This is a genomic window from Bradyrhizobium sp. USDA3010, assembly GCF_056429065.1.
This window is the reverse complement of the sequence record NZ_JBWJZD010000026.1, coordinates 21,309-46,143: the sequence shown is the minus strand read 5'-3', so window position 1 is coordinate 46,143 and position 24,835 is coordinate 21,309. Positions and strand designations below refer to the sequence as shown.

24 protein-coding genes are annotated in these 24,835 nt (G+C 64.0%); 7 read left to right on the top strand and 17 right to left on the bottom strand.

Translation table 11 applies throughout. The annotated features are described in order from the left end of the window. Positions 1–5: 5 nt before the first annotated feature. Complete coding sequence (locus AC066Y_RS30715) at positions 6–1,550, top strand: 4-hydroxyphenylacetate 3-hydroxylase family protein (protein WP_478277133.1); 1,545 nt, start codon at positions 6–8, stop codon at positions 1,548–1,550. 159 nt (positions 1,551–1,709) lie between these two features. On the opposite strand, the gene mdlC is transcribed toward AC066Y_RS30715, so the two are convergent. The 4 genes from mdlC to AC066Y_RS30695 all read right to left on the bottom strand — a co-directional run bounded on the left by mdlC (position 1,710) and on the right by AC066Y_RS30695 (position 5,631). Beyond that, positions 1,710–3,338, bottom strand: coding sequence for a benzoylformate decarboxylase (gene mdlC / locus AC066Y_RS30710; RefSeq protein WP_478277132.1), 1,629 nt, complete (start codon positions 3,336–3,338; stop codon positions 1,710–1,712). Positions 3,339–3,619: 281 nt separating this feature from the next. After that, on the bottom strand, positions 3,620–4,507 hold the full coding sequence (gene blaBJP, locus AC066Y_RS30705; protein WP_478277131.1) for a BJP family subclass B3 metallo-beta-lactamase: 888 nt from the start codon (positions 4,505–4,507) through the stop codon (positions 3,620–3,622). Between the two features lie 129 nt (positions 4,508–4,636). After that, entirely contained in the window at positions 4,637–5,020 is a 384-nt protein-coding gene (locus AC066Y_RS30700) for a tautomerase family protein (RefSeq protein WP_478277130.1), read from the bottom strand. 113 nt (positions 5,021–5,133) lie between these two features. Beyond that, the gene (locus tag AC066Y_RS30695; RefSeq protein ID WP_478277187.1) at positions 5,134–5,631 is read right to left on the bottom strand and encodes a winged helix-turn-helix transcriptional regulator; all 498 of its coding nucleotides are present in this window, start codon (positions 5,629–5,631) and stop codon (positions 5,134–5,136) included. A 122-nt stretch (positions 5,632–5,753) separates the two neighbouring features. On the opposite strand from AC066Y_RS30695, the gene AC066Y_RS30690 reads away from it, so the two are divergent. The 4 genes from AC066Y_RS30690 to AC066Y_RS30675 are packed head-to-tail and all read left to right on the top strand — an operon-like array spanning position 5,754 to position 8,761. Continuing rightward, positions 5,754–6,359 carry a VOC family protein gene (locus AC066Y_RS30690; protein WP_478277129.1) on the top strand — a complete coding sequence of 202 codons (606 nt, stop codon included), beginning with the start codon at positions 5,754–5,756 and terminating at the stop codon, positions 6,357–6,359. 57 nt (positions 6,360–6,416) lie between these two features. Next, the gene (locus tag AC066Y_RS30685; protein ID WP_478277128.1) at positions 6,417–7,067 is read left to right on the top strand and encodes a cysteine hydrolase family protein; all 651 of its coding nucleotides are present in this window, start codon (positions 6,417–6,419) and stop codon (positions 7,065–7,067) included. Further along, on the top strand, positions 7,064–8,431 hold the full coding sequence (locus AC066Y_RS30680) for an epoxide hydrolase family protein (protein ID WP_478277127.1): 1,368 nt from the start codon (positions 7,064–7,066) through the stop codon (positions 8,429–8,431). Before AC066Y_RS30685 ends, AC066Y_RS30680 begins: the two co-directional genes overlap by 4 nt. A 36-nt stretch (positions 8,432–8,467) precedes the next feature. After that, a complete protein-coding gene (locus AC066Y_RS30675; RefSeq protein WP_092116499.1) occupies positions 8,468–8,761 on the top strand; it encodes a putative quinol monooxygenase in 294 nt (97 codons plus the stop codon). A 29-nt stretch (positions 8,762–8,790) separates the two neighbouring features. On the opposite strand, the gene hisC is transcribed toward AC066Y_RS30675, so the two are convergent. The 4 genes from hisC to AC066Y_RS30655 form a co-directional block, all read right to left on the bottom strand. Then, positions 8,791–9,843, bottom strand: a complete 1,053-nt coding sequence (gene hisC / locus AC066Y_RS30670; protein ID WP_478277126.1) for a histidinol-phosphate transaminase — start codon at positions 9,841–9,843, stop codon at positions 8,791–8,793. 106 nt (positions 9,844–9,949) lie between these two features. Beyond that, complete coding sequence (locus AC066Y_RS30665; protein WP_478277125.1) at positions 9,950–10,801, bottom strand: HTD2 family dehydratase; 852 nt, start codon at positions 10,799–10,801, stop codon at positions 9,950–9,952. A gap of 28 nt (positions 10,802–10,829) precedes the next feature. After that, the gene (locus AC066Y_RS30660) at positions 10,830–11,930 is read right to left on the bottom strand and encodes a CaiB/BaiF CoA transferase family protein (RefSeq protein ID WP_478277124.1); all 1,101 of its coding nucleotides are present in this window, start codon (positions 11,928–11,930) and stop codon (positions 10,830–10,832) included. Between the two features lie 12 nt (positions 11,931–11,942). Beyond that, complete coding sequence (locus AC066Y_RS30655; protein WP_478277123.1) at positions 11,943–13,112, bottom strand: acyl-CoA dehydrogenase family protein; 1,170 nt, start codon at positions 13,110–13,112, stop codon at positions 11,943–11,945. Between the two features lie 167 nt (positions 13,113–13,279). Between AC066Y_RS30655 and AC066Y_RS30650 the strand changes: the two genes are divergently transcribed. Beyond that, a complete protein-coding gene (locus AC066Y_RS30650) occupies positions 13,280–14,203 on the top strand; it encodes a LysR family transcriptional regulator (protein ID WP_092116489.1) in 924 nt (307 codons plus the stop codon). A gap of 13 nt (positions 14,204–14,216) precedes the next feature. Here AC066Y_RS30650 and AC066Y_RS30645 read toward each other — a convergent pair whose 3' ends face one another. The 4 genes from AC066Y_RS30645 to AC066Y_RS30630 form a co-directional block, all read right to left on the bottom strand. Continuing rightward, entirely contained in the window at positions 14,217–14,810 is a 594-nt protein-coding gene (locus tag AC066Y_RS30645; RefSeq protein ID WP_478277122.1) for a thiamine pyrophosphate-dependent enzyme, read from the bottom strand. Beyond that, a complete protein-coding gene (locus AC066Y_RS30640) occupies positions 14,810–15,370 on the bottom strand; it encodes a thiamine pyrophosphate-binding protein (protein WP_212319506.1) in 561 nt (186 codons plus the stop codon). Before AC066Y_RS30640 ends, AC066Y_RS30645 begins: the two co-directional genes overlap by 1 nt. A gap of 256 nt (positions 15,371–15,626) precedes the next feature. Beyond that, positions 15,627–16,430, bottom strand: a complete 804-nt coding sequence (locus tag AC066Y_RS30635; protein ID WP_478277121.1) for an isocitrate lyase/PEP mutase family protein — start codon at positions 16,428–16,430, stop codon at positions 15,627–15,629. A gap of 69 nt (positions 16,431–16,499) precedes the next feature. After that, positions 16,500–17,399, bottom strand: a complete 900-nt coding sequence (locus AC066Y_RS30630) for an alpha/beta fold hydrolase (RefSeq protein WP_478277120.1) — start codon at positions 17,397–17,399, stop codon at positions 16,500–16,502. 106 nt (positions 17,400–17,505) lie between these two features. Between AC066Y_RS30630 and AC066Y_RS30625 the strand changes: the two genes are divergently transcribed. After that, on the top strand, positions 17,506–18,015 hold the full coding sequence (locus AC066Y_RS30625) for a MarR family winged helix-turn-helix transcriptional regulator (protein WP_478277119.1): 510 nt from the start codon (positions 17,506–17,508) through the stop codon (positions 18,013–18,015). A 12-nt stretch (positions 18,016–18,027) separates the two neighbouring features. Here AC066Y_RS30625 and AC066Y_RS30620 read toward each other — a convergent pair whose 3' ends face one another. The 5 genes from AC066Y_RS30620 to AC066Y_RS30600 all read right to left on the bottom strand — a co-directional run bounded on the left by AC066Y_RS30620 (position 18,028) and on the right by AC066Y_RS30600 (position 24,776). Next, positions 18,028–19,311 (bottom strand): macro domain-containing protein, encoded by a 1,284-nt coding sequence (locus tag AC066Y_RS30620; protein WP_478277118.1) that lies wholly within the window; start codon positions 19,309–19,311, stop codon positions 18,028–18,030. A gap of 199 nt (positions 19,312–19,510) precedes the next feature. After that, entirely contained in the window at positions 19,511–21,352 is a 1,842-nt protein-coding gene (locus AC066Y_RS30615) for a class I SAM-dependent methyltransferase (protein ID WP_478277117.1), read from the bottom strand. 121 nt (positions 21,353–21,473) lie between these two features. Further along, on the bottom strand, positions 21,474–22,748 hold the full coding sequence (locus AC066Y_RS30610) for a cytochrome P450 (protein WP_478277116.1): 1,275 nt from the start codon (positions 22,746–22,748) through the stop codon (positions 21,474–21,476). Positions 22,749–22,778: 30 nt separating this feature from the next. Beyond that, positions 22,779–24,050, bottom strand: a complete 1,272-nt coding sequence (locus AC066Y_RS30605; RefSeq protein WP_478277115.1) for a cytochrome P450 — start codon at positions 24,048–24,050, stop codon at positions 22,779–22,781. Between the two features lie 240 nt (positions 24,051–24,290). Beyond that, entirely contained in the window at positions 24,291–24,776 is a 486-nt protein-coding gene (locus AC066Y_RS30600) for a hypothetical protein (RefSeq protein ID WP_478277114.1), read from the bottom strand. Positions 24,777–24,835 lie beyond the last annotated feature (59 nt).

Here is a 24,835-nt window from a genome sequence, read left to right as displayed (position 1 = left end):
GTGCCATGCTGATGACGGCCGCGGACTACCGGGAATCCCTGCGCCGCTACAAGCCGCGGGTGTTCGTCAATGGCGAGGCAATAGCGAGCGTCGCCGACGAGCCGTTGCTGGCGCCGGGCGTGGCGGGTGTCGGCGTGACCTACGATTTCGCGCACCGGCCCGAGCACGCGCGGATCATGACGGCGCGGCAGGGCACCTCGGGCAAGACCGTCAACCGGATGCTCCACATCAATGAGAGCTCGCAGGACCTGCTGTACAAGCTCGAAGCGGTGCGGCTGGTGTGCAGGACGTCGGGCTGCGCCCAGCGTTACCTCACCCACGATGCGCTCAATGGCCTCTATCAGGCGACCAAGCTCACCGACGATCGCCACGGCACCGACTACAGCCAGCGCTTCCTCAACTATCTGCACGAGGTGCAGGACCAGGACCTGACGCTCGGCATTGCCATGACCGATGCCAAGGGCGACCGTTCCAAGCGCCCGGGCTTGCAGGCCAATCCGGACGTCTATGTCCACATTAAGGAGCGGCGCCCCGACGGCATCGTGATCCGCGGCACCAAGGCGATCGTCACCGGCGCGCCCTACATGCACGAATTCCTGGTCATGCCCTGCCGCACCCATGTGCCCGATGACAGGGATTTCGCGGTGTGTTGCGCCGTGCCTGTTGATGCGCCCGGCGTCACCATCGTCGCGCGCCCGGCGGGCCGGCCCGGCGATGCATCGGCGAAATTCTCGGCGAAGTATGGCCAGTCGGTCGGCGTCGTGATGTTCGACGACGTGTTCGTGCCGCATGACCGCGTCTTCCTCGCTGGCGAGACCGAGGAGGGCGGTTTCCTCACCACGTCCTACGCCACGCATCACCGCCATTCCTGCATTGGCGCGCGTGCCGGCTTCGGCGATCTGTTGATCGGCGCCGGCGCGCTGATGATCGAGGCCAACGGGCTCGATGCCGAGAAGCACGCGCATATCCGCGAGGCGATGGTCGAGCTCATCACCATTACCGAGAGTTTCTATGCCTGCGGCGTCGCCTCCTCGGTCTACTGCACGAAGGATCCGGCCGGCTCGGTGAGCCCAGATGCGGTATTCTCCAATATCGGCAAGCTGCTGCTGGCGACCAAGATCTACGACATGCACCGTGTCGCGCATTACGTCTCGGGTGGGCTCATTGTCGCGCTGCCGGGTCCCGACGAGGACCACAATCCGGAGACGCGCGCCTCGCTCGCCGCGGTCATGGGGGGACGGCCCGATATTCCGGCCGAGCAGCGCGCCGAGGTGGCGCGGTTGATCGAGGACCTCACGGTGTCGCACGAAGCCGGCTGGTATTCCGTGATCTCGCTGCACGGCGGCGGTTCGCCGGAGGCGATGAAGCGCGAGATCTGGCGCAACTATCCGGTGATGGAGAAGGCCGAGCTGGTCGAGAATTTGCTCGGCCGCGGCCTTGTCGACGAAGGACAGCGGGTGTCGAAGCAGCCCGGCCGCTGCTGCGCCACCGGCTGCGAGGTGCCGGCGCCGTCAGCGGCGGCGTTGGAGCAGGAGCCAGTGCCTTCGTAGTAAGAGCCGTGAGTACATACAACCGTCATTGCGAGGAGCGGCAGCGACAAAGCAATCCATATTTCCGCTTGCTGGAAGCTGGATTGCTTCGCGGAGCCTGTCATCCGGCGGCGCTGCGCGCCGACCGGGTGGTTCGCAATGACGTGACGAGACCCTACTTCACGCCTTCTGCGCGTAAAGCAACGGCACCGCGGAATCGACCATCACCTCGATCAGGCTGGCGCCTTGATGCGACAGCGCGCGCTGGTAGGCGCCCGGAAGCTCGGCCGATTTCGTCACCCGCACCGCATCGCAGCCCATGCCTTCGGCGAGCTTGACGAAATCGATGCCGGGCAGGTCGAGGCCCGGCACGTTGCGCACCTGCATCACCTGGCTGAACGAACGCATCGCGCCGTAGCCGGAATTGTTCATCACAACGACCGTCAGCGGCAGCTTGCGTTGCGCGGCGGTCCACAGCGCCTGGATCGAATACATCGCCGAGCCGTCGCCGATCAGGCAGACCGTGCGCCCCGTGCTGCGGCCGAGCGCCATGCCGACCGCGGCCGGCAGGCTGTAGCCGAGGCCGCCGCTCGCCATGGTGTAGAAACTGTCCTGGCCGCGCATCGGCATCGCCTTCTGCATCAACGGGCGATGCGACGGCACCTCCTCGACCAGCGCATCGTGCGGTCCCATCGCGGCCGAGAGTGCATGCAGCGCGTATTCGGCAGGGATCGGGTCGCCGGCCGCGGGCGCAGGCGGCAGGACGCGGCCCGGCGATGCGGTGCGTTTGGTCTCGGGCAGCAGCTCGAGCAGCGCCGACAGCGCCGGCTTCATGGTGGCGACGATGCTGTGGCCGGTGGGCGTCATCGCGGCGGCATCGGGATCGTCGGTGATCTGGAAGATCGTGGTCGTGCCGTCGAAGATCGCGGCATGGCCCTCGACATGGAAGGTGAAGACCGGCGCGCCGACCACGACGACAAGATCGTGATCGCGCAGCGCATCCGAGAGCTGGCCCGGTGCGGCGTGCAGGAAGCCGGCAAATTGCGGGTGCAGCTCTGGGAACGAGCAGCGCGCCGAGAACGGGCTGGCCCAGACCGCGGCCTTCGTCTTCTCGGCGATTTTTACCATGAGATCGACGGCTTGCGCGCGATCGACGGCGGGGCCGACGACGAGGGCGGGGCGCTTGGCCTCGCCGAGCGCGGCGGCCAGCGCCTGCATCGCCGCCAGATCGGGGCCGATTTCGCGGCTGACCTGTCGTGCATCGAGCGGCTGCGTCGCATGCGCCCAGTCGTCGATCGGCACCGAGACGAAGGTCGGCCCGCAGGGCGGCTGCATCGCGACATAGTAGGCCCGCGCGATCGCGGCCGGCACGTCCTCGGCGCGCGCCGGCTCGACCGCGAATTTCACGTAAGGCCGCGGGAATTCGGAAGCGCGTTCGGCATAGAGGAACGCCTGCAGCGGCATGATCGAGCGCGCCTGCTGGCCGGCGGTGATCACGAGCGGGGTCTGGTTGCGATAGGCGTTGTAGATGTTGCCGAGCGCGTTGCCGACGCCGGCCGCCGAATGTAAATTGACGAAACCGGCATTGCGCGTCGCCAGTGCGTAGCCGTCGGCCATGCCGACCACGGAGGCCTCCTGCAGGCCGAGCACGTAGTCGATGTCGTCCGGCCAGTCGCTCAGGAACGGCAGCTCGGTCGAGCCGGGATTGCCGAACACCTTCTTGATGCCCCACGCGCGCAGGAGGCCGAAGGTTGCGTCCTTGACGGTGACGGTCTTGCCTTTGCTGGCGGCGGGTTTGCGCGAGGACATCGGGCGGCTCCCATTGCTGTCTTGTTACGTTCCGTCATTGCCCGGAGCAAAAGCGGAAAGGCAATCCACCTCTCGATGGATTGCCTGACGATGTCAAGCCGCCGCCCCCATAGTTGCCGCGGCAACGGCTGAAATTAGCGCGGGCGCCTATCCCGTCATCCTGAGGAGCGCGCTCTTGCGCGCGTCTCGAAGGATCGACGGCCACCGGCCGGGCCGTCGATCCTTCGCGACGCCGCTTCGCGGCTCCTCAGGATGACGGGACGACATTTCGCAGTGGCTCCCTAATTGGCCTTCTGCAGCGCAGCGGTCTGCTTGGCGAGCTGCTTGTCGAAATCCTGCTCCAGCCCGGCCACATAGCTGGCGTTTTCGCCCGGCTTGACGAACGGATTCGGCGCGCCGTCCTTCATCTGTGCGCGCTTGGCCTGCATGTCGTAGACCTCCGGATGCGGCCCGAGCAGCACGTCGACCTTCATCGCCTTGACCTTGGCAAAGGTCGAGCGGTAGTCATCGACGATGCCGGGGTAGGTCGGGCGTCCGACCAGCCGGTTCAGCGCCACTGTTCCGCTGCAGAAGAACAGCACGTTGCGCTGCTGGTTGCCGTCTTTCACCGTCGTCTCCCAGCTGGTGCAGCCGGGCGAATGGCCGGGCGTGGTGTGCGCGGTCAGCGTCACGTCGCCGAGCGTCACCTTGTCGCCTTCCTTGACGGTGCGGTCGACCTTGACCGGCGCAAAGGCAAGATCGGCGTTGCTCTCGTCGCCCGGATAATAGCCGCCCTCGAGCAGGGGCTTGTCGCGCGCGCCGGCGATCAGCTGCGCGCCGGTCTCCTGCTTGATCTCGGCAAAGCCGCCGGTGTGGTCGAGATGGGCGTGGGTGTTGAGGATATATTTGATGTCGCCTTCCTTGAAGCCGAGCTTCTTGATGTTGTCCTTGATCATGCCGGTCGACTGCTGCATCGCCGTATCCATCAGGATCAGCCCTTGCGACGTCTTGATGATATAGACTGCGATCCCGTCAGTGCCGACGTAGTAGATATTGTCGATCAGCTCGTACGGTTCGAACGGCGCAGTCCATTTCTTCATGACTACAGCCATGAAATCCTTGAGCGTCTGTGCTTGCGCCCCGGTTGCGATCAGCGCGAGCGCGCACAGCGCGGCTGCGATCGTCCTCATGGTTGCCTCCCGATTTGTTGTTGTTTGTGCACGGAGCCGCACTATGCGTGCCGGCAAGGCCGATCGCAAGATACGGACAGCAAGCAGCCGGACATGCCACCGCGTGTCCGGCGCATGGCTGTTCCGCGTTCAGCTCGCGTATTGTGCGATGCCGTTGCCGAACGACCAGTTTTCCTTGGCGACCTCGACCAGGCTGATGAAGATATCGTCCGGGCGTCCCTGCAGCTGGCTCTGGAAATCATCCACGATCCGCTTGTAGAACGCCTTCTTTATCTCGACCGTACGCCCGGCATTCAGCGTGATCTGGATGAAGATGAGATCGTCGCTGTAGGTACTGCCGAGATAGCTTTCGGCGTAGTTCAGATCGCCGCGGTCGTGCTCGGTGATGACCTGAAACTTGTCATTCTCGGGCACGTTGATCACCTCGCGCATCGCCTTGTAGACGATCTCGCCCAGGGTCTTGCGATATTCGGTGGACTTGCCGCGCTTCAGGTCGATACGAACGAATGGCATGGTGGTCTCCGTTTGTTATGCGGGGTTCGGCCATGAGAGACCCGCGTGATGGAAATGGTTCAGCAGTGTGACAGCAATTACGTTGTCCGCTTCGTCGGCGGCGGCGAAGGGGCTCAGCGGCTTGCCTTGAAGGCCTCCCATCGCGCATCGCGCTCTCTTTGGTACTTGGGCGTCCGCTTGCCCGCCATGTCGGCGCGGCGCACCGGCTCGCCGCAGGACTCGCAGACCGGACCGAGCCCGGCCGCCTTGCCGCAGACGAGATGGGTGTAGTTCATTGCGCGGCCTTCCCGCGGTGACTTGCACCAGGTCTCACCCCAGGCGCGCAGCGCCATCAGCACCGGAAAGAACGCTTCGCCCTTCTCGGTGAGGTGATACTCATGGCGCAACGGGCGCTTGTTGTAGACGCGCCGCGTCACCAGGCCTTCCGCTTCCAGCTTTTTCAGCCGTGCCGTGATCATCTGCGGCGTGCCGCCGGATTGCGCCTGGATCTCCTCGAAGCGATGATTCCGCGCGAACAGTTCGCGCAGAACAAGTACTGTCCAGCGGTCGCCCACAACGGTTTCGGCGCGAGCGACAGGGCACAGCGTTTGGTCAGCCGTGTTGTCCTTCATTTTGGTCATCACGTTTTCTTCAGCAGGCTTGTTACTATGATTTTCATAGTAATATGGCCCGGCATCATCGCGAATGCAATGGGCCGCCAATGGCCCGGTCTGTCATCACCAAGGAGCGAGCCATGACCACCGAACGGGGGCCGACAGCGGCCAAAGTCGATTTGAAGCTCGAAGTCGTCGTCATTCCGGTCTCGGATGTCGACCGCGCCAAGCGCTTCTATCAGGACCTGGGCTGGCGGCTAGATGCCGACTTCGTCAGGCCCGACGGTTCGCGCGCCGTGCAACTGACGCCGCCGGGTTCGCCGACCTCGATCCATCTCGGCTCGGGATCCGCGCTGCCGCGCTTTCTGATTGTCAATGATATCGAAGCGGCGCGCGCCGAGTTGATCGCGCGCGGCGCCGATGTCAGCGAGGTGTTTCACCGCGGCGCGGAAGGCCGCATCAAGGGGCCTGATCCGGAACGGCCGAGCTACGGGTCGCTCGCCACGTTCAACGATCCCGACGGAAACGCCTGGCTGCTGCAGCAGGTGACGCAACGCCTGCCCGGGCGGGTCGACGGCAACAGCACGAATTTCTCCTCATCGGCCGATCTCGCTGCCGCGCTGCGCCGCGCGGCAGCAGCCCATGGCGAGCACGAGAAGCGGACCGGCGGCCACGATGCGAACTGGCCTGATTGGTACGCCGAGTACATCGTCCGCGAACAGGGCGGCAAGCCGCTGCCCGAGTGAACGGAGCGCGTCATTGAAGCAAATCCAACCGGGCGCCTGATGGCCAAGGAGCGATCGATGTCCCAGATCACCTATCCACGCGAGCGAACCGCGCTGCTTCTCGTCGATCCCTACAATGATTTCCTATCCGAGGGCGGCATGGTTTTTCCACGCATCAAGCCGGTCGCCGACGAGGTCGGGCTGCTCGACAATCTGCGCCAGCTCGACGGCGCGGTCCGGGCCGCCGGCATCCAGGTGGTGATCGTCCCGCACCGCCGCTGGGAGCCGGGCGATTACGAGGATTGGAATCATCCCAACCCGACCCAGCGCTTGATCATGCAGCGCCACAGCTTTGCGCGCGGCGAATGGGGCGGGGAATGGCATCCCGACCTTGCGCCCAAGCCCGGCGATCTGATCGCCCAGGAGCATTGGGGGCAGAGCGGGTTCGCCAACACCAATCTTGATTTCCTGCTGAAGCAGAAAGGCATCACGCATGTGATCGTGGTCGGGCTGCTGGCCAATACCTGCATCGAGTCGACCGGCCGCTTCGCGATGGAGCTCGGTTACCACGTGACGCTGGTGCGCGATGCCACCGCGGCTTTCTCGCACGACATGATGCACGCGGCTCACGAGCTGAATGGCCCGACCTACGCCCATTCCATCCTGACAACCGCCGAGGCGATCGCGGCGTTGCCGGCGGCTTCTCTTTCCAAGGAGACAGTCAAATGACCACAAAATCGAAGACACCAGCTGCAATCGCAATAGGCCAATTGAACCAGGACGCCATCGATCAGGACCGGCGCAGGCTGCTGACGGGCGCGGCGCTGGGCCTGATCGCTGCCGGTGCTGCCAGCCTGTTTCCCGTGCATCCCGCCGCGGCGGCCAGCAGCGATGCGATCCGGCCATTCCGCATCAACATTCCCGAAGAGGACCTTGTCGACCTTCGCCGCCGTCTGGCCGCGACCCGATGGTCCGACAAGGAGACCGTCAACGACGACTCTCAAGGCGTTCCGCAGGCGATGCTGCGCGATCTCGTCCGCTACTGGCAGACCGACTACGACTGGCGGAAGGTCGAGGCGCGGCTCAACGCGCTGCCGCAGTTCATCACCGAAATCGACGGGCTGGACATCCATTTCATTCACGTTCGTTCGAAGCACGACCATGCATTGCCCCTGATCGTCACGCATGGCTGGCCGGGTTCAGTCATCGAGCAGATGAAGATCATCGACCCCCTGACCGATCCCACCACGCATGGCGGCAGCGCGTCGGACGCGTTTCATCTCGTGATTCCATCGATGCCGGGCTACGGATTCTCCGGCAAACCGACCACGGTCGGCTGGGATCCCCAGCGCATCGCACGGGCTTGGGTTCAATTGATGACGCGGCTCGGCTACAGCAAGTTCGTGGCGCAGGGCGGCGACTGGGGTTCGCCGGTCTCCAATGAAATGGCCAAGCTTGGTGCGCCGGAGTTGCTCGGCATTCACGTCAATCTCCCTGGCGTCGTTCCGCCCGAGGTCGTCAAGGCAGTTATCTCCGGCGGCCCCGCGCCGGACAATCTGTCCGCGGAGGAGCAGCACGCCTTCGAACAGATCAAGCTTCAATTCGCGAAACGGCGCGCCTACGCGCAGATCATGGGCACGCGCCCCCAGACGCTTGCGGCCTTTGCGGATTCGCCGGCGGGCCTCGCTGCCTGGCTGCTTGATCACGGCGACGGCTATGCCCAGCCGGCCGCGGCGATGACATCGGCGGTGCTCGGTCATGCAGTCAACGGCCATTCCGCGGGCGCACTGACGCGCGACGATGTGCTCGACAACATCACGCTGTACTGGCTCACCAACAGCGCGATTTCCTCGGCGCGTCTGTACTGGGAGAACAAGACCAACCTCTATCTGCCGGCCAATGTCGCGATCCCGGCCGCCGTGACGGCGTTCCCCGGCGAGAGTTTTGTCGCGCCGCGGAGCTGGGCGGAAAAGGCCTATCACAAGCTGATCTACTTCCATCAGGCCGAGGCCGGCGGCCACTTCGCCGCCTGGGAGCAGCCCGACATCTTCAGCCGAGAGGTTCGGGATGCGTTTCGACCGCTGCGCAGCTGATCTGAATATTCAAAACAACCGAAAGGAGTATCCATCATGCCAAAGCTTGCAATCATCGCCACCGTCGAGGTCGCGCCAGGCAAGCGGGATGAGGTGCTGCCGCTGTTGCTGGCGCACCGCGCCCGTTCCCTGAGGGATGAGCCGGGCACGCTGCAGTTCGATGTCCTGGTGCCCCGCGAGGACGCTTCAAAGCTCCTGCTCTACGAGGTCTATCAGGATGACGCCGCGTTCGCGGCGCATCGCAATGCGCGATCGATCGCACAGTTTCGCGAGGAGACCGCGGCACTCGGCGTCAAGGTTGCCGGCACATGGTGCACGCCCGCCGAGTAGACGTTGTCGTCGCCGTCGCAGCTGCGGGATCAGACCATCTGACGCAGCAAGCCGATCAGGCGGCCGCATTCATCGTCCGTGCCGACCGTGATGCGCAGGAAATCCTCGATCCGCGGCTTCTGGAAATGCCGCACCAGGACGCCGCGCTCGCGCAGCTTCGCGGCGAGATCCGCGCCGCGATGGCCACCGTGGCGGGCGAACACGAAATTCGCATGCGACGGCAGCACTTCGAAGCCGAGCTCGGTGAGATCGCGGGCGAGCGCCTCGCGGCTCCGGATGATGCGATGCCGCGTCTCCTCAAACCATGCGTCGTCCTCGATCGAGGCGACTGCACCCGCGATCGCGAAGCAATCCAGCGGATAGGAGTTGAAGCTGTCCTTGACGCGCTCCAGCGCCTCGATCAGCGGGCGCTGGCCGATAGCGAAGCCGACGCGCAATCCCGCCAGCGCGCGCGACTTCGACAGGGTCTGGATCACCAGCAGATTGTCATGGCGCGCGACCAGCGGCACGGCGCTCTCGGCGCCGAAATCGACATAGGCCTCGTCGACCACCACCAGCCGGTCGGGATGCTCGGTGACCAGCGCCTCGATCGCGGCGCGCGGCAACGCGATGCCGGTCGGTGCGTTGGGATTGCATAGCAGGATGGCGCTGCCCGGCCGCCGGTAGTCCGCAAGCTGTATCCGCATCGCGGCATCGAGCGGGATCGTCTCGTAGCCGACGTCATAGAGGCGGCAATAGACCGGGTAGAAGCTGTAGGTAATGTCGGGGAACAGCAGCGGCGCGTCGTGCTTCAAAAGCGCCGGAAAGGCGTGGGCCAGCACCTCGTCCGAGCCGTTGCCGACGAACACCTCGTCAGACGTGACGCCGTAGCGCCTCGCGATCGCCTCGCGCAGGGCCGATGCGCGCGGGTCCGGATAAAGCCGCAGGCGATCCGTGGTCGCTGTGATCGCCGCCACCGCGCGCGGCGACGGCGGGTAGGGATTCTCGTTGGTATTGAGCTTGATCAGGCCACCGATCTTCGGCTGCTCGCCGGGCACGTATGGCGACAGATTGTGGACGACCGAACTCCAGAAGCGACTCATGATCTGCGATCCAGGGATGAATGCGATCACCATACGGAATACGAGGCGCTGATGAAAGCGCCTCTTTATTCCCAAGCATTCTGATGTGTATCGCGCTCGCGACCTACTAGGTCGCCGTGCCCTTCATGGTCGGCTGGCCCTCGGCATTGGCGGTCCACAGCTCCATGCCGTCGTCCTTGTCGTTGGCATTGATCGAGAACTCGCTGCCCTCGAACAGCGGCTGCACGCCGCGATAGGTGAGCTTCTTCGGCGGCTTGCCTCCGCGGAGTTTCGCGGCGAATTCGACGATGAAGGAGGCCTGCAGCGGGCCGTGGAAGATCAGGCCCGGATAGCCCTCGACCTTGGTGACGTAGTCGCGATCGTAGTGGATGCGGTGGCCGTTGAAGGTCAGGGCCGAATAGCGGAACAAGAGCACCGGATCGGAGACGTGGCTCTCGCGATGCTGCGCGGCCGGAGGAGGCGGCGCCGCTTTGGCGGGTGCTGCGGCTTGTGTGCTCGTCATCTCGCGATAGACGATGTCCTGCCGCTCGCGAACCGCAAGCCCGCGCAAGGTCGTCACCTCGTGATGGACCGAGACGAAGCATAGCGTGCCGGTCGAGCCCGATTTCACCGTGACGTCGGCGATGCGCGAGGTGCGTTTGGCGTCGTCGCCGATGCGCAAGCTGTCGAAGAATTCGAGTTCGCCGCCGGCCCACATCCGGCGCGGCAGCGGCACCGGCGGCAGGAAGCCGCCACGGGTCGGATGACCGTCGGGGCCAAGTTGCGACATTGGAAACACCGGCTGCGCCAGGCACCAATGCGTGGTCCACGGCGCGGCGTCGCCGGCCTTCGGCTCGCCGATCTCCTGGAAGAGCGTCGCGCGTAGCCCCATCACGAGATACTTCGTGACCACGTCGGAGGCCTCCGTGGTCTTGCCGATCCACTGGCGGAGATGATCGAGGTCGAGTTTATCGGTCATGACTGTATTGCCCGGGGCAGGAGGGATCTCAGGATCGTTTGATGCGCTCGCCGATCGCGGGCACCTTGCCGTAGTGCCTGTCCTCGCCGACGACAATCGCGGCCGGTGCCGGATAGCTGACACTGCCGTTCGGCGTGTCGACCTCGATGCGGCGCAGATGCGGATGCCTGGCGAGGTCATCCATGCTGTTGACCTCGGCAAAGGCGATGTCGGCCTCGGCGAGCTTCGCCAGCAAGTCCTCGCGCGTCAGCTTGCCGAAACTGTCGCCGACGATCTGGTCGGTCAACGCGCGGTTGCGCACGCGCTCGACCATGTTGGCAAAGCGCGGATCGTCGGGCAGGCCGGGCTGACCCAGCACCTTGGCGCACAGCGTCTTCCACTCGCGCTCGCTCTGGATCGAGATCAGGATCTCCTTGCCGTCCTTCGAGCGGAACACGCCGTAAGGCGCGATCGAGGGATGGGCGAGGCCGATCCGCTTCGGCGACTTGCCGTCCTCGGCATTGAGCAGCGGCACGGTGAGCCAGTCGGCCATCACGTCGAACATCGAGATGCGGATATCGGCACCCTGGCCGGTGCGGCCGCGGCCGATCAGCGCCTCGAGGATCGACGCATGCGCGGTAGCACCGGTCGCGACATCGACGATCGACATGCCGACGCGCGAGGCGCCCTCGGGGCCGCCGGTGATCGAGGCGAGGCCGCTCTCGGCCTGGATCAGCAGGTCATAGGCCTTGCGATCGGCGTACGGACCGGTGTCGCCATAGCCGGTGATCGTGCACATGATCAGCTTCGGATAGGCCTTGCGCAGCCGCTCGCGCGAGAAGCCGAGCTTGTCCATCGAGCCCGGCTTCAAATTCTGCAGCAGCACGTCGGCCCCCGCGATCAGCGCCTCGAGCTGCGCGCGGCCTTCCTTGGTGGCAAGATCGACCACGGCGGAATCCTTGCCGCGGTTGAGCCAGACGAAATAGCTGCTCTGGCCCTTCGCCGCGGCGTCGTAGCCGCGGGCGAAATCGCCCTCCGGCCGCTCGATCTTGATGACATGGGCGCCGGCGTCCGCCAGGCGTGACGAGCAGAACGGCGCGGCAACCGCCTGTTCGACGGCGATGACGGTCAATCCCTCAAGCGGCAGCATGATTCTCGAAACTCAGTAGGAGCGGGGCATGCCGAGCACATGCTCGGCGACGAACGATAGGATCAGATTGGTCGAGATCGGCGCCACCTGATAGAGCCGCGTCTCGCGGAACTTGCGCTCGACGTCGTACTCCTCGGCGAAGCCGAAGCCGCCATGGGTCTGCACGCAGGCATTGGCCGCTTCCCAGGAGGCATCCGCCGCCAGCATCTTGGCCATGTTGGCCTCGGCGCCGCAGTCGAGACCGGCTTCATATTTGCGGGTCGCTTCCTTCACCATCAACTCGGCCGCGCGCATCGAGGCATAGGCCTTCGCGATGGGAAACTGGATGCCCTGGTTCTGGCCGATCGGCCGGCCGAACACGCTGCGCTCCTTGGCGTAGTTGGTGGCCTTCTGGATGAACCATTTGGCATCGCCGACGCATTCGGCGGCGATCAGGATGCGTTCGGCATTCATGCCCGAGAGGATATAGCGGAAACCCTTGCCTTCCTCGCCGATCAGGTTCTCCGCCGGCACCTTCATGTCGGTGAAGAACACTTCGGTGGTGGCGTGGTTCATCATGGTGCGGATCGGACGAATTTCGAGGCCCTTGCCCTTCACCTCGCGCATGTCGACGATGAACACCGAGAGCCCGTCGGTGCGCTTCCTGGACTGCTCCTTCGGCGTGGTGCGCGCGAGCAGGATCATCAGGTCGGAATATTCGGCGCGGCTGGTCCAGATCTTCTGGCCGTTGACGACGTAGTGGTCGCCCTCGCGGCGCGCGAAGGTCTTCAGCGACGAGGTGTCGGTGCCGCTGGTCGGCTCGGTGACCCCGAACGCCTGCAGCCGCAATTCGCCGGTCGCGACCTTCGGCAGATATTTCGCCTTCTGCGCGTCGTTGCCGTGCCGCAGCACGGTGCCCATCGTGTACATCTGGGCGTGGCAGCCGCCGCCGTTGCAGCCGGCGCGCTGGATCTCTTCCAGGATCGCCGCCGCGGCCGACAGCTTCAGGCCCGCGCCGCCATACTCCTCGGGGATCAGCACCGAGAGATAGCCGGCCTGCGTCAGCGCATCGACGAATTCCTTCGGATAGGCCATCTGGCGATCGAGCTTGCGCCAGTATTCGCCGGGAAACTGCGCGCAGAGCTTTGCGACGGCGTCGCGGATGTCGGTGTGGTCGTCGGTGTGCTGATCGTGTGCGGTCATGATTTCGTCTTGTTGGGTTCTGTCTTGCCGAGAGGTTGCGCCAGAGCGTTGTCGAGCGAAGCGGAAGCCGGTTCGCGTGAGGAAAACGCCCGCGGTTGTGGGGTCCCGGTAAACTCCCTATGCTGTTTTGTTATAGCGTATGAACCTGCCTTCCAGGATTGGCAAGTATGGATTTCCGCCAGCTTAGGACCTTTGCGTGCGTCGCGGAACTCGGGAGTCTGAGTAAGGCATCCGATACCTTGCGGGTGGCGCAGCCGGCGCTGAGCCGGCAGATCAAGCTGCTGGAGCATGAGCTGCGCACCGAATTGTTCACGCGCAACGGCCGCGGCATGGTGCTGACCGATGCCGGCCGGCTGCTGCTGGCGCGCACCGGCGGTATCGTGCGGCAGATCGACCAGATCCGCGACGACATCCAGTCCGCGGGCGGCGCGCCGTCCGGGCGCGTCGTGCTCGGGCTGGTGCCGACGGTGAGCTGCGTGATCTCGGCGCGGCTGGCGCGGCGCACGGTGGAACGCTATCCCGGCATCTCGCTCTGCATCGTCGAAAGCTACAGCGGCCATCTGATCGAGTGGCTGCATCGCGGCGAGATGGACCTTGCGGTGATCTACGGCCCGTCGGTCGATCTGCACTTGGCGGTGCAGAGCCTCGGTCGCGACTCGATCGTCGCGGTCGGCCCGCGCGGCAGCGGGCTGAAGCAGAAGAAGCAGGTCGATATCGGATGGCTGCTGCGTCAGCGCCTGGTGCTGCCAAGTCATTCGCACGGGCTCCGCGCCATGATCGAGCACGCGGCGGCGAAGAAGAAGGTCACACTCGACGTCAAGCTCGAGGCGGATTCGTTCCGCGTGCTGACAAGCCTGGTCGAGGAGGGGCTCGGATACACCATGCTGCCGCCGTCCTCGGTGCGCGGCGAGGTTGCCGACGGCCGGCTCGAGACCGCGCCGATCGCGCGGCCCGCGCCGCGGCGCGAGCTGACCCTGGCCTCGCCGGTCGAGCATCCCGGCTCGAACGCGATCACGCTGATCGCCAAATTGCTGCGCGACGAGGTCGCCGCATGCCGCGCCGAGGGGCTCTGGGATATCCAGCTCGCCTGAGCGCGGCTTCGCATCACTTCACCTGGAAGCCGAGATGAGCGCGGAAGCGGTTCTTCAGATAGGTGCCGTCGCGCGGCGGCAGCGCGCGCTCGACTTCGCCGGCCGCGATCCGGATCCGTGCCAGCCGCGGGCCGCCACCGAGGTCGCGCAAACTCGCGCGGAATCTTTCGATGCCGGCCATGTCGGCGATGTCGGAGACATTGCCGATGCCCGCGCCGCTCGCGATCACCTCGAGCCTAGCCCCTAAGCCGGAATGGCTGAGCTGCATCCCGGTCTCGCCGAAGTGGCCGTTGTCGAGCACCGCGATCGAGAGATTGCCGGGCTGCTTGGTGGCGATGGTCAAAAGGCTGCCGATGCCCATCAGCTGCTCGCCGTCGCCGGTGATAACAAGCACCGGGCGCTTCGGCTGCGCCAGCGCCAGCCCGAGCCCGACCATCGCGGCGCCGCCCATCGCGCCCCAGAGATAGAAATTGCCGGGATGCTCGCCGGCGTCGAATACGTCATAGGACGAGGAGCCCAGACCGGAGATCACGAGCAGATCGCCGCGGTCGGAAAGCAGCGCCTTCACGGCGGCGCGGCGATCGAGAGTGCCTGTTTGCGTTGACATCAATGCGTCTCCTTCGTCCACTTCTTGCGGCCGATCATTCGCTGCGAGATCAGCACCGCGACCTGCTGGTCGCCGTCATAGGCGAGCGAGGCGGCGGCCGAGATCACTTCCTCGGCGTCATCGGGGTTCTCCAGCCGCAGCACGGTGGTGCCCATGATCTCGAAGGCCTGCGGCGTCGCGCGGCCCATCGGGATCTGCCAGGGATTGAATTCCGCCCATTCGCCCCGCATCGTCACCAGCGTGAGCAGCGGAAAGCGGCAGCTCGCCATCAGCGACAGCATGTTGACGCAATTGCCGACGCCGCTCGATTGCATCAACAGCACTGCGCGGTCGCCGCCGAGCCAGGCGCCGGCGGCCATCGCCACGCCTTCCTCCTCGGTCGTCAGCACCGTGGTCTTGATGTCGGCATCGGCGTGCGACAGCTTGATCAGCTTCGAGTGTCCCGCATCGGGGACGTAGGACACCTGCGCCACGCCAAAATCCTTCAACGTGCGGTAGATCGCAACCGGCCAGTCGGTGCTGGTCGCGCTGTCCTGGTGAACGGCAATCTGGTCCATCATGGCCTCGGCTAGGGGCGCGCAGTGTCGCGTCCTCACACCGAAGGGCATAGGCCAGGCGGAGGTATTATTCCCTTCGCATCTGGCTCGCGCAGCTATGCCGGAATTTTATACCGCCGTCATTGCGAGCCAACGGGTCGCGCGAACGCGCGCCCGATGACAGGCTCCGCGAAGCAATCCATCTCTCCTCATGCATGGAGGATGGATTGCTTCGTCGCTTCGCTCCTCGCAATGACGAGGGGGCTGGCGTTCTTCCGCCTCAGCCATTCGGCTGCAGAAACGTGCCGTACTGCTTGCTCTTGACCACCGCGGCGGCGGCCTCTCCGATGACGCGCATCGCCGCCATCATGGGCCACGGCCCAAGGCTGACCCGGCGCACGCCGGCGCGGGCAAGCTCCGGGATTTCGGGAACGCCCCGTGTCACCATGATGTTGACCGGCAGCGGCGTTAGTTGAACGAGCCGCTCGATCAACGCGAGGTCGGTCAAGCCCGGCACAAAGATTCCATCGGCGCCGGCCTCGGCATAGAGCTTCGCGCGGTTTGCCGCTTCGTTCAGGCATTGCTCCGGCGAGCCGAATTTCAGCAGGAACGGATCGGTTCGCGCATTGATGAAGAGGTGAATGCCGAGCTGTTGCGCGGTGTCGCGCACCGCCCTGATCTTGGCGGCATGCAGCTCGGGACTAGCAAGCTGCCGCTTGCCGCCCAAAAGCCCGTCCTCGATATTGATGCCGATCGCGCCGGCCTTCAGGATCCGCGCCGCCGAATGCGCGGCGGCGTCCGCGGTGTCGCCATATCCGGCCTCCAGATCGATCGATACCGGAACCGGGACCGAAGCGGTCATCCGCGAGACCAGGCCTTCCACGATGTCGAGCGGGGCATTTTCGCCGTCGGCAAAGCCGAGCGCGGACGCCACCGCGCCGCTGCTGGTCGCCACCGCCGGCGAACTCTTCGCGATCGCCTTGGCGGTGGCGACGTCCCAGGCGTTGAACAGGACGAGCGGATCGCCTGTCCTGTGAAGAGCATGAAATGCTTCGGCGTATTGCTGCTGTGTCGTGGCGTCCATTACGCGCACTCCTGGTTGGAGAAAATTCGAAAGACTTCGTGACGTGGTCGCTGGTTGCAGCGCGGCTGTTCAGCCGGGCGCGTGGCTCTTGAACCAGTCCATGATCAAACTGTTGACCTCGGCCTCACGCTCGAGGTGCGGGAAGTGCCCGACATCGGGCAGGACAACGCGCTGATGTGGCCCCTTGAAGAGTGGCTCTTCCTGCAGCGAATACCGCGCTGTCGGATCGTTGCCGCCATAAATCGTCAGCGTCGGCGTATGCATGTCGCTGATCGGCAGGCGCCCCGCAACTCCCGCATCGACCAGGCCGTTGTAGTATTTCAGCGCCGCCTTCATGGTGCCGGGAGAGCTGAGCGTCTGCTTGACCGAGCGGAGATGCTCGTCGTTCTCCAGGGTTGGCGACCACAGCTTCCAAAGGTAGTCGACGAAGGGAAGCCCCTCGATGTTGACCGCCGAGTGAGCGCCAGGCACCGTAAAGAAATAGACATGGAAGACCGATCGAACGGCATCGGGATCGCTCCTGAGGCTCGCGATTGTGATCGGGTGCGCGGTGTTCATGACAACCGCGGCCTTGATCGCCGACGGCGCCGTGGCCAGCACCTGGAACGTCGACGTGCCGCCCCAATCCATGCCGACGACGCGCGCCTGTCCGTCGTCGCTGAGCGCCGCGATCAGCGCTTCGAGATCCTGGCCCAGCGCGATCGGATCGAAAATGCCGTCGGCCGGAATTTCGGTCGGCGCATAGCCGCGCAGGAACGGCGCGACCGCGCGATACCCGGCATCAGCGAACACCTGCAGCTGCTTGCGATATGACCAGGCGTTGTCGGGAAAGCCATGCATGAACATGACAAGCGGTCCGCTGCCCTGTTCGAGATAGGCAAACCGCACGCCGTTGGCCTGCACGTATTTCAGCGCGGGTTCGCTGCCGGCGGCGTCAGGCGTCGCCAATGCGGTGCTTCTGATCGTCATCGCTCTCTCCATTTTTCCGTCGTTGATGCTCTCCCGGCAAATATGTGCGTAGCGCACATATCCGGTCAAGTTGTTTTTTGTGCGCAGCGCACATATTATTCCCCGCATGGAAAACGGAATCGCCAATCTGCTGGGCGCGCTGTCGCTCGCTGTCATGGACCGTATCGAGCAGGGCGCGCGCGAGGTGGTCGGCCGCGGCGGCGAGACGCCCGCGGCCCTCATCGTCATCGGCTATGGCCAGGGCATGACCAACGACAAGCTGAGGCGGATCCTCGGCCTGTCGCATTCCGGAACCGTCCGGCTGGTGGATCGTCTGGTTTCGGATCGGCTGGTCGAACGCCGTTCGGGAAAAGACGGTCGCGAGGTTGCCTTGCACCTGACGGCGACCGGCGCTGCATCCCGCAACGAGCTGCTGGCGTCCCGGATATCGGCCGTCACGTCATTGCTCGATGTGCTGTCGTCGGCTGAACGAAAGCAGCTTGCGACATTGATCCGCGAACTGCTGGCAAGGCAGGATACATCGGAGATGGATCGCTTCACGATCTGCCGGATGTGCGATGACCGGGTCTGCACCAATTGCCCGTTGCCGACAAACAAGGGCCAGCACCTTCGCTAAGCCACGGCGAGCTTACGCTGGATCACCTATGTCTTGAATTGCGCTGCAGAGGCCATCCGTCACGTCGACGAAAGCAGTATCGCGGTCGCTCCAAGTGACAATTGGCTTCGCATCTTTCGGTAACGCCTGCAATTTCGCGAACGGCGTTCCCTTCAGGCGAACGGCTCGCAACATAATTGGAATTACGAGTGCTTCGCGCTTCTCATGACGCTCGAGAGCTCGCGCCATTTCGACGTCATAACAGTATTGGGAAGCAAGGAAGTCTGGGCTGATCAACAGGAGGATCACGCGGGCACTGTTCAAGTGTGAATCGATCGCCCCTTCCCACTCAGTACCCGCGCCGATCATCCGATCATGCCAACTTACGATCAGTCCTTGCTTTTCCAGCACGCAAAGGTGCTTTCGAAGTTCGTCTCGTAGGCCTTCATCCTCATGCGCATATGAGACGAAGACCGAAACAGCATTTGATGGTCGTGGGGCCACGGCCGACAAAAGGGCGATTCTTCGTTGTTGGATGTCGTTCAATTGCTCATTGATCGCGGCCACATTCGGGTCTGGGAGCGCGCCCCTAAATCGCGCAAGTCGATCTTCCAGCGCTTGCCTTTCGCGGTCGAGCTGCGCGAGCTCAGTCAGTGCTCCAGTGCGCTTCTCGGCTTTTGAAGTCTGTTGCTTTGAAAGTCGCGCCTGCCGGTCGGCAACCTTAGGAGCAGGGCTCCGTCGTCTCGGTGCTTCCGTCAGTCCATGGGTGCGAGCAGCAAACTCTTCAAAGAATTTTATGTAGTCCAATGGCTCCATCTCGCCAAATCTGTCGAACAGATAAATAGTGACAAGGAGTGCCCTTGAAGCTTGGCTGAGTTCGCTGACGATGACTTCAGCCATATTTGTGGCAGCATCCTCATAGGAGAATCCTGCGACACCAGTACCTATCGTTGGAAAAGCGATCGAGGAGAGCCCAAGCGCTTGCAAGAGCTTTAGGGAGCGTCGTGTGGCATTAGCGACTATGTCGCTGTCGCTCAGCTCGCCTTCGCCGATCGTGATGGCATGAAAGACGTGTTTGGCCGGGAGCGAACCAGCACTTGTGACCACCACATCTCCCAGCTTGGCTGGCACGTTCTTTTCGGCCTCTAGCAAGATGCTTTGGCCAGCAGCGCGTTGAATTGCCGCTGACACTCCACCGCCCATTGTCAGCTCAGAGTCGTCTGAGCTGACAAGTACGTCTGCGGTCGATGTTGTGATATCACCAAAGACCAACGATAGCGTTGAAACACCAACTCGATAGGTCCGCTCTTTTTGCAATGTAAGATATCCCCCACTTGCCACTATACTTCAGATAGCATCCGACAAAAGTACCATTCGTTCAAGCACGAAGCTCCAAAACTAACATGACGCGACCCATGTCCTGTCGGCGGGGCTGAGTGCGCGAATTTGGTCGCCGTCCGCGACCAGCGCTTCGAAAGAGATTGATTTCGCAGCCCAGCGCGAGGACTTAGCGCCGTCAGCTTGCGGTCTTGCTCGCCGTGAAGACGTACATGTCCCAGAACGTCGCGGCGTGCTCGACCTCGAAGCGGTGCCACTGGTCGAGATTGGTCTCGTCGGCCGTGCCCGGAAACTGTTTGCGGAATTGTTCGAGCACCGCCGGATCGTCAAACGGCTCGAAACCCCCGAACGACAGGCCGTGCTCGTTGAGGAATGCCGCGATCTCGGGAATCGTCAGGCGATGTTCCATGACATTGAACAGCAGATCGCGGCAGCCGCTCATGCTGTAGAAATCCTTGGCGCCGATCAGCGGCTTCCATTGTTCGGCCTCGCTAAAAATGTCCTGGCGGCACCGTCGGATGTCGTCGGCGGTGGCGCGATAATTGCGCGCGGCGATACGGGAGCGCGCTTCGACGATGACGCGGCGGGCCAGTTCGCTGTACAGGCCGATGCGCATCGTGCCGCCAGGCCGCAGCAGCGAGACCAGTACGCGCCAGCCGGCAAAAGGCTCGGCCAGATGGTGCAGCACGCCGACCGATTCGATGCTGTCGAAGGTGCGACCGATCGCGCCCAATTCCAGGATATCCGCCTGCGCATATTCGATGTTGCGCAGGCCCAGCTCGCGGGTCTTGCGCCGCGCATAGGCGAGGCTGGTCATGCTGATGTCGACCGCGAGCAGGCGGGCGTTTGGGTAGACCTGCGCGATCTGGATCGCATGCGAGCCGGTGCCGCAACCGGCGATCAGGATGTCCTTCTCGGCTTGCTGTTCGGCAGTCGCGACGGTTCGTCCCCGCGCCCGATCGGCCGCGAAGGCCGTCAGCGGGTTGACGGTCCAGCGCGGATAGGGATTCTCCTCGTACTGGCGCATCACCTCGACCGATACGTCGTTCCTGATCGGGGTCAGCGCCGCAATGGCGCTGCGCTCTTCGATTTCCTCGCGCGGCTCGCGCAGCTGCACCCGCAACAGGCCGGCTATGGTCGCGGGCCAGTCCCGGCGCAGCAGCGCGTCCGCGGCCGGGATGGCATGAAGCGGAAAGTAAGCCGCGACGACCGCCAGCGTGAGCGGCGTGATCGCGGCGCCGGATGCCAGGTCGTGCAGCAATCGATCGCGCAATGCGCCCGCACGTTCGCTTTCCGGCTCAGTCAGCGCATAGACATATTCGTTGATGAAGCATTGCCGGGCGAGCCCGCAGGCAAAGGCAATGATCTCGTCGTCGGCTTCGTCCTGGTCCTGCTTGCTCGCGCGCCGCAGCAGTTCGGCGCGTGCATATCCGAGCAGCACCTCGAGCTGCATGCTCGCCAACGTCGTCGTTTCCAGCGCCGAGCGCAGGAACAGGTCACGCGCGAGCGGGGCAACGCTCTCTGCGCCGAACAATTCGGCGTTCGTGACCGGCAGCGGCCACTTGCCGGCGATCCGCCCGACATAGCTGGTGACGGTTGGGCTCTGCAGGAGGAAGCTGACGGCCCTCGCATCCATGCCGAGCGCGAGTGCCTTGCTGAAATGCGTGGCCGCCTTGGCGCGATTGCCCAGCGCCTGGTAGGAATTTCCGGCGTTGTAGTGGCAGGCGGCGTTGACCTCGTCGGAGGCAATCGCTTTCGCGAACATCTTCGCGGCAGCCCGGTGATCGCCGGCTGCCTGCGCCATCAGGCCGAGCAGGTTCAGGCTCTGCACATGGGTGGGCTCGCGCGCGAGAATGTGCCGGCAGATCTCCTGCGCTTCGTTGAAGCGGCGCATCCCGTAGAAGCGGCTTGCCTCGGCGGCGAGATCGGCGATGCTGACGCCCGGGGAGCCGAAGGCAGGTGCGCTTTTGCCGGACTCGTCCCGTCGCTTACCGGCCGCCCGCCGTTCTTTTCGGTTCATGTTCCGTCAACTGGCCTAAACTGCAAGACGCTGCCGCACCGGCCAGCTTGCAGCCGCGCATCGACAGTCACATCAGGCAGACATAGGGCCGAACGTACTTGCAGCCAAGGATATTCTGGGCTCAGCCCGGGATCCGCACCGGCAGGTTCTCGATGCCGCGGACGAAGCTGGAATAGACCCGCTTCGGCTCGCCGACCACCTCGATGCGGTCGAAGCGCTTCAGCATCTCCTGCCAGACGATCTTGAGCTGCAGCTCGGCGAGTCGCATGCCGACGCAGCGGTGGATGCCGAAGCCGAACGACAGATGGATGCGCGGCCGGGCGCGATCGATGATGAACTCGTCGGGGCGGTCGATCACCTCGTCGTCGCGGTTGCCGGAGACGTACCACATCACGACGCGGTCGCCCTTCCTGATCGTCTTGCCGCCGACCTCGGTGTCCTGGAGCGCGGTCCGCCGCATATGCGCGAGCGGCGTCTGCCAGCGGATCACCTCCGGCACCATGGTGTCGATCAGCGCGGGGTTCTCCTTCAGCTTCCTGAACTGGTCGGGATGCTCGTGCAGCGCCAGCACCGAGCCGCTCATGGTGTTGCGCGTGGTGTCGTTGCCGCCGACGATGAGCAGGATGATGTTGCCCATCAGATTGTCGGGATCCATGTGCCGCGTGGCGTCGCTGTGCGCCATCATCGACAGCAGGTCGTTGCTCGGCGGCGCGTTGACGCGCTCATTCCACAGCCTGGAGAAATAGGCGTAGCACTCGTCCATTTCCTGCCGCCGCTGTTCCGGCGAGTCGACGATGCCGCTTTTCGGCAGCGCGGTGGAGACGTCGGACCAGCGTGTCAGCTTGCGCCGCTCTTCCCAGGGGAAGTCGAACAATGTCGCCAGCATTTGGGTGGTCAGCTCGATCGAGACGCGTTCGACGAAATTGAAGGTCTCGTTGCGCGGCAGATTGTCGAGCACGCTCGCCGAACGCTGGCGGATCAGCTTCGCCAGCTCGTCGAGATGCGTTGGCGTGAACATCGGCGACACGGTCTTGCGCTGATGGGCGTGCTTGGGCTGGTCCATCGCGATGAAGCTCGGATAGTCGTAGCCGGGCGGCACGTCGCGGATCGAGATGCCGCCGAGCGTGGAGTCGGAGGAGAAGATGCCGTGGCTGGTGTCGACATGCATGATGTCGTTGTACTTCACCACAGACCAATAGGGCTCGATCGGCGCATTGGTGCAGTAGTGCACCGGCTCTTCCTTGCGCAACCGCTCGAACCACGGCCACAGCGTGTCGTTCTGGAATAGTTTTGGCGCGCCGGGGTGAAAATCCCTGAGGGGTGTCGCATAGGCTTCCTCGCGCGCCTGGCGCAGCAGCTCGGCCCGGTCGGCGCGGATGGCGGTCTGGACGTTCATGGTTCTTGATCCCGGTTGGCGCGCGATGCGTCAGGCGGCAATGCGCACGGGCAGCGTCTCGTAGCCCTTGATGAAGCTGGAATACACCCGCTGCGGCTCCTCCACCACCTCGATGGTGTCGAAGCGCTTGAGGATTTCCTCCCAGATGATCTTGAGCTGCAGCTCGGCGAGCCGCAGCCCGACGCAGCGGTGGATGCCGAAGCCGAACGAGATGTGGGTGCGTGGCCGGGCGCGGTCGATCAGGAACTCGTAGGGCTTCTCGATCACCTCTTCGTCGCGGTTGCCCGAGACGTACCACATCACGACCTTGTCGCCCTTCTTGATCTGGCGGCCGCGGAACTCGAAGTCGGCGAGCGCGGTGCGCCGCATATGGGCGAGTGGCGTTTGCCAGCGGATCACTTCGGGCACGAAACTGTCGATCAGCGCCGGGTTCTCCTTGAGCTTGCGGTATTGCTCCGGATGCTTGCTCAGCGCGTAGATGCTGCCCGACAGCGTGTTGCGCGTGGTGTCGTTGCCGCCGACGATCAGCAGGATCAGGTTGCCGAGGAAGTTCTTCGGATCCATGTTCCGCGTGGCGTCGCTGTGCGCCATCATCGAGAGCAGGTCGCTCTTCGGCGGCTGGTCAGCTCGTTCCTTCCACAGCCTTGCGAAATAGCTCGCGCATTCCATCAGTTCGGCCTGCCGCTCGTCCTCGGTGGCGACGAGGCCGCCGGCGCCTGGCAGGGTGGTCGCAACGTCGGACCAGCGGGTCAACTTGCGGCGATCCTCCCACGGGAAGTCGAACAGCACCGCGAGCATCTGCGTGGTCAGTTCGATCGAGACCTTGTCGACCCAGTCGAGCACCTCGCTGCGCGGCAGATTGTCGAGGCACTCGGTCGAGCGGTTGCGGATATTGATCGCGAGCTCGTCGAGGTGCGTCGGCGTGAACATCGGCGCCACGGTCTTGCGCTGCGCCGAATGGCGCGGCTGGTCCATCGCGATGAAGCTTTCGCGGCGCAGGTCCGGCGGCACGTCGCGGATGGTGATGCCGCCGAGCGATGCGGCCGAGGAGAACACCGCGTGGTTGGTCTCGATGTCCATGATGTCGTTGTACCGGGTGATCGACCAGTACGGTCCGAACATCGAATCCTTGCAGTAGTGCACCGGATCCTCGCGGCGCAGCCGGTCGAAATACGGCCAGAAGGTATCGGTCTTGAACAGCTCGGGATGGCCGGGATCGTAATCCGAGAGCGAAAGCGTGTTGGCGCGTTCGCGTGCGGCGTCCAGATTGGTGTCGTCGACCAGATCGATGGTCCCGTGCATGAGCGGCTCCTCAACCGTTTCGCGGCCGGGGCATCGCCGGCGCGACATGTTTTACCGAATTACATTCTCATTCCGCGGCTTACGCAAGGGCTCTCAACGCGCATTTGGCCGCATTGATGTCAGGTCAAAGCGGCCGAATCCGGGCTTTTCGCCAGGGGAGGGGACGAGGCGGCGACCAACGCTGTTTGAAACGGCGTTTGATATTGGGCGGGCGGCAGGTGCGAACGGTGCGGGGACTGTCTATTGGATGCCGGGCTTTTCGCAGGGGTAGGTGTCCTGCATGCCCCACAGCAGCAGGAGAGCGATCACCATCTCGCCTTTCGCGGACCGCTTGTCGGCCGACTTGAGCATGATCTCTTCGGTTTGTTCGCTGGTCAGCGCGAGGGTGTCGGGCATGCAGAACAGCAATTGGCCGCCATGCCGTTTCAACCAGGCATTGGAAGCCATCAGGCCGCCCCTGACGCCGTCCAGGTACATATGATTGAAGATGCGAAAGTTCTCATTCGTTGGATTGCGATAGGAATCCAGCCGCACGTCGACGGCAGCCGCGGGAGCTGCCGCAAGTGCCAAAAAGCACGCCGACAAGATCCATTTGCTCATCGCCAGGGTTTCCTCGTGCTCGCGGCGGCGTCTTTGCCGTTCGGCTTGTCGGTTAAGTCGGCAAATCCGCTCTTTGGGTTCGAAGCGCGCGACCCGGGGTAGGAAATGGGCGGCAGCTCGGCTCACGGCCGATCTCCAGCGGTCCCGTTAAGGGAAAGCCAACCCCACCGAGCCAAAAGCGGCCC

Excerpts from the sequence above, each read along its gene's own strand:
- AC066Y_RS30715 (WP_478277133.1), top strand. The coding sequence starts at position 6 with ATGCTGATGACGGCCGCGGACTACCGGGAATCCCTGCGCCGCTACAAG.
- mdlC (WP_478277132.1), bottom strand. The coding sequence starts at position 3,338 with ATGTCCTCGCGCAAACCCGCCGCCAGCAAAGGCAAGACCGTCACCGTC.
- blaBJP (WP_478277131.1), bottom strand. The coding sequence starts at position 4,507 with ATGAGGACGATCGCAGCCGCGCTGTGCGCGCTCGCGCTGATCGCAACC.
- AC066Y_RS30700 (WP_478277130.1), bottom strand. The coding sequence starts at position 5,020 with ATGCCATTCGTTCGTATCGACCTGAAGCGCGGCAAGTCCACCGAATAT.
- AC066Y_RS30695 (WP_478277187.1), bottom strand. The coding sequence starts at position 5,631 with ATGAAGGACAACACGGCTGACCAAACGCTGTGCCCTGTCGCTCGCGCC.
- AC066Y_RS30690 (WP_478277129.1), top strand. The coding sequence starts at position 5,754 with ATGACCACCGAACGGGGGCCGACAGCGGCCAAAGTCGATTTGAAGCTC.
- AC066Y_RS30685 (WP_478277128.1), top strand. The coding sequence starts at position 6,417 with ATGTCCCAGATCACCTATCCACGCGAGCGAACCGCGCTGCTTCTCGTC.
- AC066Y_RS30680 (WP_478277127.1), top strand. The coding sequence starts at position 7,064 with ATGACCACAAAATCGAAGACACCAGCTGCAATCGCAATAGGCCAATTG.
- AC066Y_RS30675 (WP_092116499.1), top strand. The coding sequence starts at position 8,468 with ATGCCAAAGCTTGCAATCATCGCCACCGTCGAGGTCGCGCCAGGCAAG.
- hisC (WP_478277126.1), bottom strand. The coding sequence starts at position 9,843 with ATGAGTCGCTTCTGGAGTTCGGTCGTCCACAATCTGTCGCCATACGTG.
- AC066Y_RS30665 (WP_478277125.1), bottom strand. The coding sequence starts at position 10,801 with ATGACCGATAAACTCGACCTCGATCATCTCCGCCAGTGGATCGGCAAG.
- AC066Y_RS30660 (WP_478277124.1), bottom strand. The coding sequence starts at position 11,930 with ATGCTGCCGCTTGAGGGATTGACCGTCATCGCCGTCGAACAGGCGGTT.
- AC066Y_RS30655 (WP_478277123.1), bottom strand. The coding sequence starts at position 13,112 with ATGACCGCACACGATCAGCACACCGACGACCACACCGACATCCGCGAC.
- AC066Y_RS30650 (WP_092116489.1), top strand. The coding sequence starts at position 13,280 with ATGGATTTCCGCCAGCTTAGGACCTTTGCGTGCGTCGCGGAACTCGGG.
- AC066Y_RS30645 (WP_478277122.1), bottom strand. The coding sequence starts at position 14,810 with ATGTCAACGCAAACAGGCACTCTCGATCGCCGCGCCGCCGTGAAGGCG.
- AC066Y_RS30640 (WP_212319506.1), bottom strand. The coding sequence starts at position 15,370 with ATGATGGACCAGATTGCCGTTCACCAGGACAGCGCGACCAGCACCGAC.
- AC066Y_RS30635 (WP_478277121.1), bottom strand. The coding sequence starts at position 16,430 with ATGGACGCCACGACACAGCAGCAATACGCCGAAGCATTTCATGCTCTT.
- AC066Y_RS30630 (WP_478277120.1), bottom strand. The coding sequence starts at position 17,399 with ATGACGATCAGAAGCACCGCATTGGCGACGCCTGACGCCGCCGGCAGC.
- AC066Y_RS30625 (WP_478277119.1), top strand. The coding sequence starts at position 17,506 with ATGGAAAACGGAATCGCCAATCTGCTGGGCGCGCTGTCGCTCGCTGTC.
- AC066Y_RS30615 (WP_478277117.1), bottom strand. The coding sequence starts at position 21,352 with ATGAACCGAAAAGAACGGCGGGCGGCCGGTAAGCGACGGGACGAGTCC.
- AC066Y_RS30610 (WP_478277116.1), bottom strand. The coding sequence starts at position 22,748 with ATGAACGTCCAGACCGCCATCCGCGCCGACCGGGCCGAGCTGCTGCGC.
- AC066Y_RS30605 (WP_478277115.1), bottom strand. The coding sequence starts at position 24,050 with ATGCACGGGACCATCGATCTGGTCGACGACACCAATCTGGACGCCGCA.